Source organism: Micromonospora sp. NPDC048930, from assembly GCF_043197935.1.
Taxonomy (GTDB): Bacteria; Actinomycetota; Actinomycetes; order Mycobacteriales; family Micromonosporaceae; genus Micromonospora.
Genome location: NZ_JBICUB010000002.1, coordinates 345,730 through 359,980 on the forward strand (window position 1 = coordinate 345,730; position 14,251 = coordinate 359,980).

12 protein-coding genes are annotated in these 14,251 nt (G+C 74.2%); 6 read left to right on the top strand and 6 right to left on the bottom strand.

All coding sequences use genetic code 11. From position 1 onward, the window contains the following. Positions 1–70: 70 nt before the first annotated feature. Both ACGFI9_RS06995 and ACGFI9_RS07000 read right to left on the bottom strand, forming a co-directional pair. Positions 71–769 (bottom strand): DUF6758 family protein, encoded by a 699-nt coding sequence (locus ACGFI9_RS06995; protein WP_393175844.1) that lies wholly within the window; start codon positions 767–769, stop codon positions 71–73. Between the two features lie 59 nt (positions 770–828). Beyond that, positions 829–1,452 carry a TrmH family RNA methyltransferase gene (locus ACGFI9_RS07000; protein WP_393175846.1) on the bottom strand — a complete coding sequence of 208 codons (624 nt, stop codon included), beginning with the start codon at positions 1,450–1,452 and terminating at the stop codon, positions 829–831. A gap of 281 nt (positions 1,453–1,733) precedes the next feature. Between ACGFI9_RS07000 and ACGFI9_RS07005 the strand changes: the two genes are divergently transcribed. After that, positions 1,734–2,207: a hypothetical protein gene (locus ACGFI9_RS07005; RefSeq protein WP_393175848.1), complete on the top strand. Its 474-nt coding sequence runs from the start codon at positions 1,734–1,736 to the stop codon at positions 2,205–2,207. A 40-nt stretch (positions 2,208–2,247) separates the two neighbouring features. Here ACGFI9_RS07005 and ACGFI9_RS07010 read toward each other — a convergent pair whose 3' ends face one another. Both ACGFI9_RS07010 and ACGFI9_RS07015 read right to left on the bottom strand, forming a co-directional pair. Next, positions 2,248–2,739, bottom strand: coding sequence for a hypothetical protein (locus tag ACGFI9_RS07010; protein WP_393175850.1), 492 nt, complete (start codon positions 2,737–2,739; stop codon positions 2,248–2,250). Between the two features lie 177 nt (positions 2,740–2,916). Beyond that, a complete protein-coding gene (locus ACGFI9_RS07015) occupies positions 2,917–3,432 on the bottom strand; it encodes a MaoC family dehydratase (protein ID WP_302768842.1) in 516 nt (171 codons plus the stop codon). A gap of 547 nt (positions 3,433–3,979) precedes the next feature. On the opposite strand from ACGFI9_RS07015, the gene trxA reads away from it, so the two are divergent. From trxA to ACGFI9_RS07030, 3 genes are all read left to right on the top strand, one after another. Then, entirely contained in the window at positions 3,980–4,348 is a 369-nt protein-coding gene (gene trxA / locus ACGFI9_RS07020; protein WP_393175852.1) for a thioredoxin, read from the top strand. 147 nt (positions 4,349–4,495) lie between these two features. Beyond that, on the top strand, positions 4,496–4,936 hold the full coding sequence (locus ACGFI9_RS07025; RefSeq protein WP_393175854.1) for a hypothetical protein: 441 nt from the start codon (positions 4,496–4,498) through the stop codon (positions 4,934–4,936). Further along, positions 4,933–6,036: an MFS transporter permease gene (locus ACGFI9_RS07030; protein ID WP_393175856.1), complete on the top strand. Its 1,104-nt coding sequence runs from the start codon at positions 4,933–4,935 to the stop codon at positions 6,034–6,036. The genes ACGFI9_RS07025 and ACGFI9_RS07030 overlap by 4 nt, the downstream gene beginning before the upstream one ends. Positions 6,037–7,214: 1,178 nt before the next feature. Here ACGFI9_RS07030 and ACGFI9_RS07035 read toward each other — a convergent pair. Then, a complete protein-coding gene (locus ACGFI9_RS07035; RefSeq protein WP_393175858.1) occupies positions 7,215–9,074 on the bottom strand; it encodes a dynamin family protein in 1,860 nt (619 codons plus the stop codon). Positions 9,075–9,175: 101 nt separating this feature from the next. Beyond that, positions 9,176–10,090, bottom strand: coding sequence for an IniB N-terminal domain-containing protein (locus ACGFI9_RS07040; protein ID WP_393175860.1), 915 nt, complete (start codon positions 10,088–10,090; stop codon positions 9,176–9,178). Positions 10,091–10,376: 286 nt separating this feature from the next. On the opposite strand from ACGFI9_RS07040, the gene ACGFI9_RS07045 reads away from it, so the two are divergent. Both ACGFI9_RS07045 and ACGFI9_RS07050 read left to right on the top strand, forming a co-directional pair. Then, entirely contained in the window at positions 10,377–11,639 is a 1,263-nt protein-coding gene (locus tag ACGFI9_RS07045) for an Hsp70 family protein (protein WP_393175862.1), read from the top strand. Then, positions 11,636–14,245: a LuxR C-terminal-related transcriptional regulator gene (locus tag ACGFI9_RS07050; RefSeq protein ID WP_393175864.1), complete on the top strand. Its 2,610-nt coding sequence runs from the start codon at positions 11,636–11,638 to the stop codon at positions 14,243–14,245. Before ACGFI9_RS07045 ends, ACGFI9_RS07050 begins: the two co-directional genes overlap by 4 nt. Positions 14,246–14,251: the final 6 nt, after the last annotated feature.

A 14,251-nucleotide genomic window follows, 5' to 3' on the forward strand; every position in this document is an offset into this window, starting at 1 on the left:
CCCAGAGTATCAGCATGGTGTCGTACAGTGAATATCTGCGCCCGTTCTCCGATCCGCCCGGGCCGGCCGGTCAGGCCCGCCCGTGCAGGTACGGAGACGGTGCGCCGTACACGAGTTCGGGCGGTGCCCACTCGGTGAGGTCGTGCAGCACGACTTCTTCCGCGAGGAGGTGACCCGCACTCGCCGGCCAGGCTATCGCATGGAGCCACATTCCCCGAGCCTCGCCGGCGTACGCACTTCGATCTGTCGGCGAATTCACGAGCCACAGTGGAGTGGGGTGACCGCCCACCCTGATCTTCGCGTGCGGCACGCGTGCCGGGTGACCAGGCCCGGGGTCGGTGAGCGCCTCCTCGACCTGCGGTCCGGGATCGGGACCGGGCAGTCCCGCGAAGCGGGAGCCGAGGCCGACCCCCGGCTCCTCGGCGACGAAGAGGAGGTCGGCCGGTCCGCCGTCGAGCGGGGCCGGGCCGGCGCAGGCGACCGCGGTGGCGCGGATCCCGGCCCGCTCGTCCCCGGCCCAGGCCACCCCGGTCAGGGTCCACCCGGTGGGCAGCGGCCACGGGCACCAGAGCGGTACGCCGAGCCGCCCCGACGGGTCCGCGTCGGCGGCCACCCGCTCCACCACGCTGGCCATGATCTCGGCGCTGATGTGCTCGGGCACGTGCAGCGGCGGCACCGGGCCGCAGCGCAGGCACCGGGACTCGCCGTGCATCAGGTCCGGCTCCCGGACCGGGCCCGCGCACCTCGGACAACTCACCGCGACGCTCACGTTCCCACCGTCGCCCCAGGTCGGCGGGGCGTCAAGCCGAGCGGCCGGATCCGGCCCGTTCAGTCCGGCGGGGGTCCGGCGTACGCCCGGATCCAGGCGTGCATGGCGATGCCGCTGGCCACCCCGGCGTTGATCGAGCGGGTGGAGCCGTACTGCGCGATGGAGAAGAGTTCGTCGCAGGCGGCCCGGGCGGCGTCGGAGAGGCCGGGTCCCTCCTGGCCGAAGAGGAGGACGCACCGGCGGGGCAGGGTGCTGCTCTCCAGCGGCTTCGAGCCGGGCAGGTTGTCGATGCCGACCACCGGCAGCCGCTGCCCCGCCGCCCAGGCGACGAACTCCTCGATCGTCGCGTGGTGCCGGACGTGCTGGTAGCGGTCGGTGACCATGGCTCCGCGCCGGTTCCACCGCCGGCGCCCGACGATGTGCACCTCGGCGGCGAGGAAGGCGTTGGCGTTGCGGACCACCGTGCCGATGTTGAAGTCGTGCTGCCAGTTCTCGATGGCCACGTGGAAGTCGTGCCGGCGCCGGTCCAGGTCCGCCACCACGGCCTGGCGCCGCCAGTAGCGGTAGCGGTCCACCACGTTGCGCCGGTCGCCCTCGGCGAGCAGCTCCGGGTCGTACCGCGGGTCGTCCGGCGGGTCGCCGGGCCAGGGCCCCACACCCACGTCGAGCTGGTCGTCGGTCACGGTCTCCAGAGGGTACGGCCAGGATCCGCCCGGTCGCGACGAGGGCTGGGCGCTGTCGGGTCTCCGTCACCCGCCCGGACAGCGCGCGGACCCACCGCCGCCTAGGCTGCGGCCAGGAAACGGGGGCGGGGATGGACGCACGGGTACGAACGGCCGCCACGACGGTCCTGCTGGCGGCGCTGGCAACGGCGGGGTGCGGTCCGGCCGCGCCGGGCGGCACTGCGGCTACGGGAGGCGGCGGCCCGACTCCGGGCCCGTGGCCGAACGCCAGCGCCGCGCCGGTGGACCGGGTTCTGCGGACGGGCATCCGGATCGGCGACGACGAGTTGCTGCTCAGCCCCGCCACCGGTCACATCGTCGACACCGCCTGGTTCGACACCCGCACCGGGCGCTATCACCGGCTCCCCGAGGACGAGAATTTCCGCTCCGCCCTGGGTGGCGACCGCTCCCTGCCGTTCTTCGAGGTACGCGAGCGGCCCGCCCCCGACGGCCGGTTGATCACGTACGGGTTCGCCTCGACCCGGGTCGCCCGGGCGACGATCGCGCAACCGGGCTACCCGACCACCACTCTCACGCTGGCACCTTGGGGCGGGGGGACCGATGACACCGTGTTCTGGGCCGCTCGGCCGGGTCGGCCGCTGACCGCCGACCAGCCCGCGGCGCAGCGGGCGGTCTGCACGCTCTACGACCGGGCCGGACGGGAGATCGCCCGGCTGGTGCTCGCCGAGCCGCGGTACGAGAACAAGGGCGGCTGACCGCCACCGTCCGGGTGCTGCCCCGGCCGCACGAACCGGGTCAGCGCAGGTCCAGCGCGCCGCCGAGCCGGTCGAGGAACCGCTGGTCCGCGGGGCTCGACCCGACCTCACCGGCCTGGCAGACCCGGACCGCGACGGACTGCACCCACTGCCGGTACGCGGCCGAGTCGGCCGGGTCGGCGCGCCGCCGGAGCACCCGTACCGCCGCCCGGCAGGCGGCGAGCAGGTCGACGACGTCGGTGAGGCGTTCGTCCCGGGTGGCGGCGCCGTCGTGCCGGGCGTAGATCGTGGTGACGACGGCGCGGACCAGATCACTGTCGAAGGCCCGGCCCGCCGCCACCGCGTCGAGCCCGGCGAGCCCGGCCGCGACGCCGCGCGGCGGTCGCCCGGGACCGGGCGAGGCGGCGGCGACCAGGACCCGACCCGGCAGGTCGGTCAGCAGGTCCCACTCCACGGCCGAGTAGATGGCGGTGGTCAGCGGTGCGGCACGGCGTCCGGCGGAGGGCGGCTCTCCGCCGACCGCCGGTCTCATGCCCCCGCTCCGCTTCGCTCCGCGGCGCAGTGGGGCACCGACGCGCTGAGCCTGATGATTCGCTCGCTGCGCTCGCTCATCGGGGGACCTCCGGCGTCAGCATATGCCCCGGCAGGCGAAAAGGACCCCTTCCCCGGGGGAACGCCGGGGAAGGAGTCCTTGGTCGTACGCCTGCGGTCAGCGCGGCTCGGGGAAGCTGGGCCGTTCCGGGTCGACGCCCTCGGGCACGGCGGCGGCCGCGTACTCCTTCTTGGGCACCATGACCTTGCGCCGGAAGACGCAGACCAGCGTCCCGTCCTGGTTGTAGCCGCGGGTCTCCACGGCGACCACGCCGCGGTCCGGCTTCGAGGAGGACTCCCGCTTGTCCAGCACCGTGGTCTCGCCGTAGATGGTGTCGCCGTGGAAGGTCGGGGCGACGTGCCGCAGCGACTCGATCTCCAGGTTGGCGATCGCCTTGCCGCTGACGTCCGGCACCGACATCCCGAGGAGCAACGAGTAGATGTAGTTGCCGACGACCACGTTGCGCTTGAACTGGGAAGCCGACTCGGCGTAGTGGGCGTCCATGTGGAGCGGGTGGTGGTTCATGGTGAGCAGGCAGAAGAGGTGGTCGTCGTACTCGGTGACGGTCTTGCCCGGCCAGTGCCGGTAGACCGCGCCGACCTCGAACTCCTCGTAGTAGCGGCCGAACTGCATCCTTGTCCCCTTCGACGGGCGGCGATGGAGTTCGGCACAGCATGCCTTACCGCTTGTTAAGGCGGTGACGGGGGCGCTGCTGGTGAGGAAATGTCACACCGGGCCGACCCGGGGGGAGACGCAATGAGCGGCGGGGCCCTCCCCGGCACCCGCCGCCCACGCTCTGATGCGGAAGATTCTGCCGTACGCCGGTACTGTAACGACAGAGACGGACGTCACAGTTACCTTTTTGTTACATCACGCGGAGTAATCGGCGGTCACCTATCAAGCGATCTCCGCAGCCCGGATCCCCGCTTGTCAAGCGTCAAGTTACCCGAGTGTAGTGCTCGGCTCAGGCGATCTCCCTGGAAACGCTCCCATCACGTCCCGTCACGCAAATGCGGCATGCATTTGCGGTCCGCAGGGCGTGATGGACCGATTACCCTCGATGCGCCCGAGCGTCACCACAAGCCTGCGCAGCGTTTCGTCGCCCCGGCCACGGGAATTCCTGGACATCCACCCTGGTTCCACGGGACGTAGAAGCAATCCGCGCTGATCGGAGAGTTCAATGGCAACGGTTGAGCTGACCACCGCCAACTTTGACGAGGTGACCGAGAAGGACGGCATCGTCCTGCTGGACTTCTGGGCCGACTGGTGCGGCCCGTGCAAGCGGTTCGCCCCGGTCTACGAGCGCTCGTCCGAGAAGCACCCGGACATCACGTTCGGCAAGGTCGACACCGAGGCGCAGCAGGAGCTGGCCGTCAAGTTCAACATCAGCTCGATCCCCACGGTGATGGCGATCAAGGACGGCGTGATCGTGTTCGCGCAGCCGGGTGCCCTCCCGGAGTCCGCGCTGGAGAACCTGATCGAGCAGGTGGAGAAGCTGGACATGGACGAGGTCCGCAAGCAGATGGCCGAGCAGGGCCACCAGCACTGAGCGCACCCACTCGCACCGACGGCCGGGTCCCCGAACGGGGCCCGGCCGTCGCCGTCTCCCGGCCTTGACCGGTAGCGACACGGTCAGCCAGTCATGGACGACGGACGGACGCCTCCCGGGGTCCCGATCCCGTATCGTCCACATCCGATGGAGACCCTGACCACCCGCGGGCGCGCGATCCGGCTGGGCGCCACCGTGCTGGGGTTGGCGCTGCTCCTCGCCGGCACCGTCCGCGGCACCGACGACGACTTCCCGTTCGGCCCGTTCCGGATGTACTCCACCTCCGACCCGCCGGACGCGCCCGCGCCGGACACCCGCGTCGAGGGCGTGGACCGGACCGGAGCGGTGGTTCCGCTGGACCAGGACGCGACCGGCATCCGCCGCGCCGAGATCGAGGGCCAGCAGTCCCGGTACGTCGCCGATCCCGGCCGGTTGCGCCAGGTCGCCGACGCGTACGCCGAGCGACACCCGGCCGCGCCCGCGCTGGTCGAGGTCCGCATCGTGATCCGCTGGTACGACATCCAGGGCGGCCGGCCGACCGGCCGCTGGACCGACCGCACCGTGGTGGCCTGGCAGGCCACCCCGTGACCGGCTGGCTGACCGAGGCGGTGCCGCGCGGGCGGGTCGCCGCCTTCCGTACCCTCGTCTACCTCTTCGTCGCCGCCGACCTGGTGGTCTTCACCCCCTGGGTACGCAGTCGCGTCGACGTGCCCGGCGACCTCTACCAGCCGCTGCTGATCGGCCGGCTCCTCCCGCTGCCCACCCCCACCCCGGCGCTGGTCGGCGCGATCTTCTGGGTGCTGCTGGTCCTCTCCCTGCTCGCCGCGACCGGGCGGGCGCCCCGGCTGCTCGGCTGGACGGTCTTCGCCCTCTACTTCGAGTGGATGATCGTCGCGATGAGCTACGGCAAGGTCGACCACGACCGGTTCGGCCTCCTCGTCGCGCTGGCCGTGCTACCCACCGCCGGACGGGCCCGGCACGGTGATCCCACCCCCACCGAGGCCGGCGGCTGGGCGCTGCGGGTCACCCAGATCGCGGTCATCTGCACGTACTTCCTGGCCGCCTGGGCCAAGTTCCGCTTCGGCGGCCTCGACTGGGCGACCGGCTCGGTGCTGGCCAGGGCGATCATCCGGCGCGGCACCGAGCTGGCCGACCTGATCGCCCAGGTGCCGCACCTGCTGATCGTGGCCCAGTTCGGCATCCTCGCCTTCGAGCTGCTCAGCCCGCTGGTCTTCGTCCTGCCCCGGCGCTGGCGGGTGGCCGCCGTCGGCTTCTTCTACTCGTTCCACCTGGTCACCATCGCGACGATCACCATCTCGTTCGCGCCGCACCTGGTGGCGATGACCAGCTTCCTGCCGCTGGAGAAGGTCCGCCCGATCCGCCTGCTCCGCCGCCGGCTGTCACCGGCCGCCCTCGGCCAGCTCGGCGAGCATCCCCTCGCAGCTGCGGACGACGACCTGGGCGCCACGCCGCTGGGCCAGCCGGAGCAGCGGATCCTCCGCGCGGTTGCGCCAGCGCCACTGGGCCTCGGCGGCGACCTCCCACAGCCGGTCGACGGTCGCGTCGTGCTCGACGCCGAGCCGGGCCGCCAGTCCGACCCCGTCGCCGCCGACCAGCCGCTGCGCCTCGGCAGCCAGCTCGGCGTCGAACCCGAGCCGGGTGCCGCGCAACGCGGCGAGCAGGCGTAACTCGCGGAACTCGTGCGCCCCGGCGAGGATCTGCTCGACCAGGCCCAGCAGCTCGTCCGCCCCCCGCCGGGGCTCGGCCCGCAGCAGCGCCTCCACGGCGGCCAGCGCCGACCGGGCCTTGAGCGTGTCGCGCCGGTCGAGCAGGAACCGGTTCATCGACTCGCGCAGCTCGGTCAGCCCGCTGCGCCGGATCAGTTCGGCCGAGAGCTTCGCCCGGCTGTCGCAGCCGGTACGGACCAGCGTGGTCGCCAGCCGGAGTCCGAAGAGCCCGAGCCGGTCCAGCAGCGCGGCGCGTACCTCGGGGTCCAGCCGGAGCGGGACGTCGCCGCGGACGAAGCGATCGGCGGAGAGCAGGTGCGGCTCCAGCTCCGGACGGGGCACCCGGGCCAGCGCCGCGAGCGTGGCGAAGTCCGACTCGCTGAGGATCCGACCCGCCAGGCCGAGCAGGCCGCTGCACGGGACGACCGTCACGCAGAGCGCGTCCACCCGGGGATCGCGCTGCTGCCGCCGGGCCAACTGGCGGGCGGTGAGCAGGCCGTCGATCCGCCCGCCGCCGGTCTCGTCCACCCGGGACAGCACCATGATCACGTTGGCCGGGGCGGCCTGCCCGACCGCGCTCTCCCGGCTCGTCTCCAGCACCCGCAGGTCACTCTCACGACCGTCGCGGGTCAGGAAGAGCACCGCGTCCGCGTCGCGCAGCACCCGCTCCATGACCGGCGCCCGGCCCGGCTCGTCGCCACCGGTGGCCGCCGGCGTGTCGATCAGGGTCACCTGGCGCAGCGTCCTGGTCGGCCACTGCACCACGATGTCCCGAAGCTCGCCCACCCGCCAGCCGACGAGGTCCAGCCGCATCCCGGTCGGCGACTTGGCGACCGCCAGCTCCTGGGGCGGATGGCCGGCCGCGTAGGCGGTGGCCCTCGGCTGCGGCCCGTCCTCGTACCAGGTGAAGCAGCTGCCGCCGTCGACCCCTTCGACCGGCGCGACCTCCTCCCCCATGATCGCGTTCACCAGGGTCGACTTGCCGGACCGCCACGGGCCGGCGATCGCGATCCGCAGCGGTTGCTCCAGCCGGGCCAACTGGTGTCGCAGGTGATCCGTCGCCCCGCGGCTGTCCCGGTAGAGCTGGAGGGCCTGGTGCAGCAGCCCCCACACCGCCTCGTCCAGTCGCAGGCCGACCGTCATGCCCGGGGCTCCAGCTGCACCGGGGCCGACCGGGCGGCGGTCAGCTGCTGCGCCTGCTCGAAGAGCCCCGCCAGCCGGGTCATCTTCAGCCGGATCTCGCGCTGCCGCTGGTCACGGACCGCCGCATCGGTGTCGGCGGCCTGCTTGGCGCTGCGGAACGACCGGATGATGGCCTCCTGCAGTTCCTCGGTCAGCGCGGTGAAGTGGTCCCGCAGCATCCGCTGCGCCTGGCGGGCCGCGTCCCGGCGGTCCTTGGTGACCCGGACGAAGAAGTCGTCGACGTGCCGCTGGACCGCCGTCTTGACCACCGCCTGCCGGCGGCGGAGCAGCTGCCGGCTCTCGTCCCGGATGCTCTTGCCGCCGAACAGGGCGCCAACGCCGAGCGACAGCGGGTTGATCATGGGCATCCCCGCCAGCGTCGTCGCCAGGCCGACCATCAGCAGCCCGCCGTACGAACCCCGCATGCCGGTGATCAGCTTCTGGCTCGCGGTGAACCGGTCGACGTTCGGCCGTTCGATCTCCGGCAGCCGCTCGTCGAGATCCGCCGGCACCGTCATCGACCAGGGCGGCAGCACGTCACCGCCGTACCGGGCGAAGATGGCGGCCACTCGGCGGGTGGTCCAGTCGCAGCGCTGGACCAGCCACTCGTGGTTCGCTTCCGCCGCCTCCAGCAGGCTGCCCGCCAGCCACTCCTCGAACTCGTCCCAGGCGTTGAGCGGATCGGCCGTGTCGAACGCCTCGTCCACCATGCGCAGGATCTGGCGGGTCCGGTCGCGCAGGTCGTACTCGATGTCGGAGAGCAGGTCGGCCATCTCGTCGGCGAGCGTGTTCTGCCACCGGGTCGAGCAGCGGCGCAGCTCGTCGACCTCGCGTTGCGCCGCGTGCAACCGCGAGATCGGGCCGGACTGCTCCTCGGCCTGCTGGCTCTCCAGCTCGGCGCGCAGCGGCGCGGCCAGCTGTTCCACCACGGTGCGGGCGACCAGGCCGACCGCGGCCCGGGCCAGGCGGTCGGACTTGCCGGCGAGGTCCCGCTGCAACCGGCCGATCAGCGCCGGGAAGCCGGACTCGGCGTTGAGGTCCCGGTCGTCGGCGACCGCCGCGCGCAACCGCAACGCCGAGGAGACCGGGATGACCGGCGCGGGCACGCCGGCGTCGGCCAGGTGCTGCCGGTTGCGCTCGGCGACGGCGCGCCAGTCCGGGACGAGGTCCGTCTTGGTCTGCACCACCACCACGTTCGAGTGCGACCGGGCGACGTGCAGCAGCACGGTCAGCTCGGTGGCGGAGAGCTCCCGGGTGGAGTCGGAGACCAGCAGCACGGTGTCCGCCGAGGCCGGGGCGGCAGCCGGCCCGGCCGCGCCGATCGCGGCCACCTCGTCGGCGCCGGGAGTGTCCACCAGCACCAGACCGGCGCCGAGCAGGGCGCGGGGCAGTCCGATCTCGACGTACGCGGGGCCGCCGCCGGGCCGCCGTCCCCACGCGCCGGCCACCCCCGCGGCGACCTGATCGAGCGGCACCGGGATCCGCTCGGCGGTCATCGGAAGCTCCGCGCCGACCGGCCGGCCCGGAGCCGCCGGCGGCGCCTGGACCACGGCGGCCGAGGGCACCTCGGCGTGCTGCACCACGGTCGGCAGCACGGTGGTGCGGCCGTCGCCGACCGGGCAGGCCGGGGCGTTGACGATGGCGTTGATGAGCTGGCTCTTGCCCTGCTGCGACTCGCCGATGACCAGGACGCGCAGCCTGGGATCCAGTAGCTGGACCCGCTTCTGCCGCACCGTCCGCAGCAGCTCGCCTCGCCCGTATGCGCTGCACGTACGAGCGATCTCGTCGAGCACGTCCAACCAGATCGCCGCGACCATTGCACCAAGTGTGCGGATTTCGGCTCAATTATCAAGTGGGCGAGGCGGAAGGCCGGATCGTGGGGGGCGATCCGGCCTTCCATCCCTGGTGGGCCCTCGCGTCAGAGCAGGCCACCCAGCAGGCCGCCGTCGGACGAGGCGTGCACCTCGCCGCCGACGCTGGTGTCGCCGTGCGCCACGGTGGCGTCACCGGTCACGCTGTGGGTGATCCCTCCGGTCAGGCCGCCGACCGTGCCGGTCACACCGCTGATCGTGCCGTCCACCTGCTGCGTCACGCCGTCCACGGTGGCGGGCACGTGCGCCGGCGACCCGACGTCACCCACGCCGAGCCCACCCAGCGTGTCGTCGACGCCGAGCGAATCGACGAGGCCGCCGACCTGGGTCTGGGTGCCGGGGAGGACACCCAGGTCCCCGCCGAGCACGTCGCCGTGCAGCACGCCGTCGGTGGTGCCGAGCGGGTTGGCGACCGTACCGGCGACGTCCCCGACGGCCGGGTCGACCGCGGCGTCCACCCCGCTCACCACGTCCACGTCCAGCGTGTGCGCCACGTCGTGCACCCCGGCCAGGTCGGTGCCGAGACCGCCCGGTCCGACGCCCAGGCCGATCCCCGGCAGCACGGCCGCGCCGGCGTACCCGCCGGCCGGGTCGACCGCGATGACGCCGAGCGCACCGGCGGTGGCGTCCACCCCGTGCTGGGAGGTGTTGACGCTGATCTGCTGCGGCACTGCCTGGAGCTGGCCGGCCACGTAGGTGGTGTCGTCCACCAGCGGGCCGAACCCGAGCTGTCCGACCGCCGGCGCCAGCGGCCCGAGCCCGGCACCGGGGGCGTAGTCGACCACCAACGGGACCACGTCCTGCACGTCGGCGGCGGTGACGTCGGTGAGCCCCGCGGCCTGCAGCGCACCCTCCGGGTCGAGGTCGAAGGCCGACCGCGCGTCCGGGTCGGTGAGCAGGTTGAGCACAAAGTCGTGCAGGGTCTGGTGCGATTCCGCGTGCAGGCTCTGCTGCGAATCCATGGGCGGGTTCTCCTCGAACGTAGCGTCAGCGACGGTCGTGCGTCGACGGTGACGCTATGGCCGGGGGCCGGTGGTCGGCATCGGGGAGCCGCCCGCAACTGGCCCGGCCGGATTAGGGAGATTGGTCCCTCGTTCGTTAGGGGGACAGGGGGAGTCGGGCCGGCCAGGGTTAGGGTACCGAGGCGGGAGTGATCTCTGGTACGAACGTAGGAGCCCCGAGGTACGCCGGGGTGGTCGCCACGGTGCCGACACCGTCGCCAGCGCCACGCGGTGGAGGAACAAACACATGCCGTACGTCCTGGGGATGGACATCGGAAGCACCAGCACGGCCGCCGCGGTCGCCCGGTGGCGCGGTGGCACCTGGGCCCGCCCCGAGGTGGTCCCGCTGGACGCGGACTCGGCCGTCGTACCGTCGGTGCTGCACCTGTCGCCGGACGGGTCGCTCCGGGTCGGCGAGCCCGGCGCCGACGACGGCAGCCGCACCACCCGGGACTTCGTCGGCCGGCTCGGCGACGACGTGCCGCTGGTGCTCGGCGGCGAGGCGTGCCCGCCGCAGACGCTGATCGCGGAGCTGGCGGCATGGGTGGTGGAGCGGGTCTCCGCCCGGGAGGGCGGGCTCGCCGAGGCCGTCGTGCTCAGCCACCCGGCCGGGTGGGGACCGCACCGGCGCGAGCTACTGCACCGCGCACTGTGGGACCTCGACCTGCGCAACGTCACGCTGCTGCCCCGCCCGGTCGCGGTGGCCGAGAGCCACGCGGCGCGCGGCTTCCCGGGCACCACGGCCGCCGTCTACGCCCTGGGCGGCACCACCTTCGAGGCCGCCCTGGTCCGGCGCGATCCCCGGGGCACGTACGAGACGTTCGGCCTTCCGCAGGGCCTGCCGGCCGTCGGTGGCGGCGACTTCGACGAGGCGCTCGCCGAGCACGTCCGTACCGTGCTCGGCCGGGAACTGGCCGGCGCCGAAGGCCGGGACGGGCACCCCACGCCCCGCGAGCTGCTGGCGGAGTGCGACCGGGCCAAGCGGGAGCTGACCGTCGGCACCGAGACCGACGTGGTGCTCGCCCTGTCGACGGGAGCGGTTCGGGTGCCGGTGACCCGGGCGCGGTTCGAGGACCTGATCCGGCCCACGGTGCAGGCCACCGTCGACCTGCTGGTACGCGCCGTACACTCCGCCGGCCTGACGCCGGCGCAGCTCGACGGCGTCCTGCTGGCCGGCGGCTCGACCCGGATCCCGGTGGTCCGCGAACTGCTCGCGGCGGCGTTTCCCGTCCCCGTCGAGGTGGAGCCGGATCCCCAGCTGACCGCCGCAACCGGGGCGGCGCTCGCCGCCGGCCAGGTGGTGTCACCGCGTCCCCGCCGGCCGGTGCCGCCGCCCAGGTCCGCACCGGTCAGCGGCGGTGGGCCGGCCGTCCCGGCGCGGCAGCCCACCGCGCACGACCAGGCGCTCCCCGGCGTGCCGCCGCCCCGTCCCCCGGTCCGGATCGCCCCGCTGCACCTGCCGAAGGCGTCCCGCCTGGCGCTGGCCCGGGGCCGGGGACGCGACGGATGACCAGCGGGATCATGAGCCGCACCGCCGAGTCCCCGCTCGTCCTGGCCGGCGGGTCGACGGCCCTGCTCAGCGCGGCCGAGGCGGACTCCACGGGTGCGCTCGCGGTCGGCGTGACCGGCCCCGGCGGCCACGGCAAGAGCGTCCTGCTCGGGGAACTGGCGCGGGCCCACCGGCGGGCCGGGCGCACGGTGGTGGACGGCGTCCCGGGCCCGGCCGATCCGGCCGACCCGGAGGCGGTGCTGCTGGTCGACGACGCGCACCTGCTCGACGACGCGGGGTTGGCGGCGCTGCGCCGGCTGGTGGTCGCCCGCCGGCATCGGCTGCTGATCGGCTACCGGCCGTGGCCCCGGTCGGCGGGGCTGGCCGAGCTGGCCGACGCGGTCAAGCGGGACGGGCAGCAGGTCACCCTCGCCCCGTTCACCGCGGAGCAGACCGGCGCCTACCTCGCCCGGGTGCCGGAGCTGGACCGGCGGACCGAGCTGGTCGCCTACGTGCACGCGCAGACCGGCGGTGTCCCCCGCGACGTCGAACGGTTGGTCCACGGGCTGCGCGGGCAGGAGCACCGGGCCGGGGTGCCGACCGAGCCGCCCCGGACCGCCGTCCTCCAGTTCGGACCGGACCTGGAGGAGCTGCCGGCGGACGTTCGGCGGTTGCTGCTGGCCGTCGCCGCGGGGGTGCCACTGCCGGTCGACCTGCTCGGCCGGCTTCTCGGCCGGGAGCCGGAGGCGGTGGACGAGCTGGTGGCGGGAAGCAGAGCCGCCGGCCTGCTCGGCGCCGACGGCCGGCTCGCGCCGCTCGTCCGGCGGGCGGTCATCGCGCTCAGCCCGGCCACCGAACGCACCGCGATCTGGCGCCGGCTGACCGAACTGCAGCTCGGCCTCGGCGCGGCGGTGCTCCCGCTGGTCCGCTCGCTGCGCGCGGCCGGGGCGCTCGGCGACTGCCCGGCGCCCGCGCTGAAGGCCGCGGCCGAGGAGGTGCTGGCCACCGACCCCGCGCTCGCCACCGAACTGTTCGCCACGGCCACGGCGGCAGGGCTCCCGGCGAACACCCGCCAGGCGGTCGCCGCGGCGCTCGCCGGCGACCTGGACTCCGCCCTCCGGCTGGCGGACCCGCTGCTCGCGACGGCCGACCCGGACGAGCGGGCGGAGGCGGCGACCGTGGCCGCGACGGCGCTGGCGCACCGCGGCCAGGTGGGACGCAGCGTCGAGCTCTACCGGTGGTCCGGCACCCCCTCGTCCGCCGCGTTCGCCGCCGTCGGCGCGCTCGCGGTCGGCCGCCTGACCACCGACCTGCCCGCACCGGACCACACCAACGGGCCACCCACCCTGCGCGCCGGCGCCGCCCGGCTGATGGCCGAAGGGGTACGGGAGAGCGTCACCGGCCCGCCGACCGCCGCGCTCTCCACACTCGTCCAGGCGGCGGCGTTGCTGGAACCGGACGGGCGGGCGGTGCTCCTGCCGGACAGCCCGGCCGCGCTGGCCGCGTTGACCGCGATCCACTGTGCCGAGTTCGACATCGCCGAGCGGGTGCTGGACCGGGCGGTGACGGCCGGCATCGGCGGGCCGCTGATGAGTCCCCGACACCGGCTGTTGCAGGGCTGGATCCAGCTGGTCCGGGGCCACACGGCTGCCGCGGCCGAGCGCCTCGCCGCCGTCAGCGCCGGCGACCGGCCGCTGGAGTCGCGCGACCTGCTCCTGGCCAGTGCGCTCCGGCTCGGCATCGCCCGCCGCAACAGCGACCTCGCGGCGCTGCGACGCGGCTGGGGGCAGGCGCTGGAGGCGGTGGTCCGGCACCCCGTCGACCTGTTCACGCTGCTGCCGCTGGGCGAACTGGCGGTCGCCGGGGCCCGGTTGGGTGAGGCGGACCGGCTGCAGCCGTACCTGCGGGAGGCCTGGCTGCTGCTGGACCGGCTGGGGGACCCGGCGCTCTGGAGCGCGCCGCTGCACTGGACCGGGCTGCACGCCGCGATCCTGACCGAGGAGCCGGCGACCGCCGACGAGCACGTCGCCGCCCTGCGCGCCGCCGCCGACCACAGCCGGTACGCCGCCGTGGTCGCCGCGGCCGCCGCGAGCTGGGTCGAGGTCCTGCGCGGCATGGTCGATCCGGTCCGGGTGGAGACCTCCGCCCGCGGGCTGCACGACGCCGGACTGTGCTGGGACGCCGCCCGCCTCGCCGGGCAGGCCGCGATCCGCACCTCGGACCGACGCGCGATGACCGCCCTGCTGGAGTGCGCCCGGGCGCTCCAGGGCCGGCCGGCGGCCCCCCGGGGCGGCCCTCCGGACACGGCGGCCGAGACCGGTCCGCAGGTGGCCGACGCCGTCACCGTCCCGGCCCAGCACCGGCTCAGCGACCGCGAGCACGAGGTGGCCGAGCTCGTGCTGGCCGGGCTGACCTACCGGGAGATCGGCGACCGGCTCTTCCTCTCAGCCAAGACCGTGGAGCACCACATGGCACGGATGCGCTCCCGGCTGAACTGCGCCAACCGGGCGGAACTACTGGCCCTGCTGCGCACCGTCGTCGCCGACCGGTCGCGCACCACGGGCCGGCAACCGTGGCCGGAACGGCCGGCCGGGCACCGCCGAGACACCGCACCCCGGAAGCAGTGAGAGGAC

What these genes read in the sequence shown, in the direction of transcription:
- ACGFI9_RS07010 (WP_393175850.1), bottom strand. Translation starts at nt 2,739, where the DNA reads ATGAGACCGGCGGTCGGCGGAGAGCCGCCCTCCGCCGGACGCCGTGCC.
- ACGFI9_RS07015 (WP_302768842.1), bottom strand. Translation starts at nt 3,432, where the DNA reads ATGCAGTTCGGCCGCTACTACGAGGAGTTCGAGGTCGGCGCGGTCTAC.
- trxA (WP_393175852.1), top strand. Translation starts at nt 3,980, where the DNA reads ATGGCAACGGTTGAGCTGACCACCGCCAACTTTGACGAGGTGACCGAG.
- ACGFI9_RS07025 (WP_393175854.1), top strand. Translation starts at nt 4,496, where the DNA reads ATGGAGACCCTGACCACCCGCGGGCGCGCGATCCGGCTGGGCGCCACC.
- ACGFI9_RS07035 (WP_393175858.1), bottom strand. Translation starts at nt 9,074, where the DNA reads ATGGTCGCGGCGATCTGGTTGGACGTGCTCGACGAGATCGCTCGTACG.
- ACGFI9_RS07040 (WP_393175860.1), bottom strand. Translation starts at nt 10,090, where the DNA reads ATGGATTCGCAGCAGAGCCTGCACGCGGAATCGCACCAGACCCTGCAC.
- ACGFI9_RS07045 (WP_393175862.1), top strand. Translation starts at nt 10,377, where the DNA reads ATGCCGTACGTCCTGGGGATGGACATCGGAAGCACCAGCACGGCCGCC.
- ACGFI9_RS07050 (WP_393175864.1), top strand. Translation starts at nt 11,636, where the DNA reads ATGACCAGCGGGATCATGAGCCGCACCGCCGAGTCCCCGCTCGTCCTG.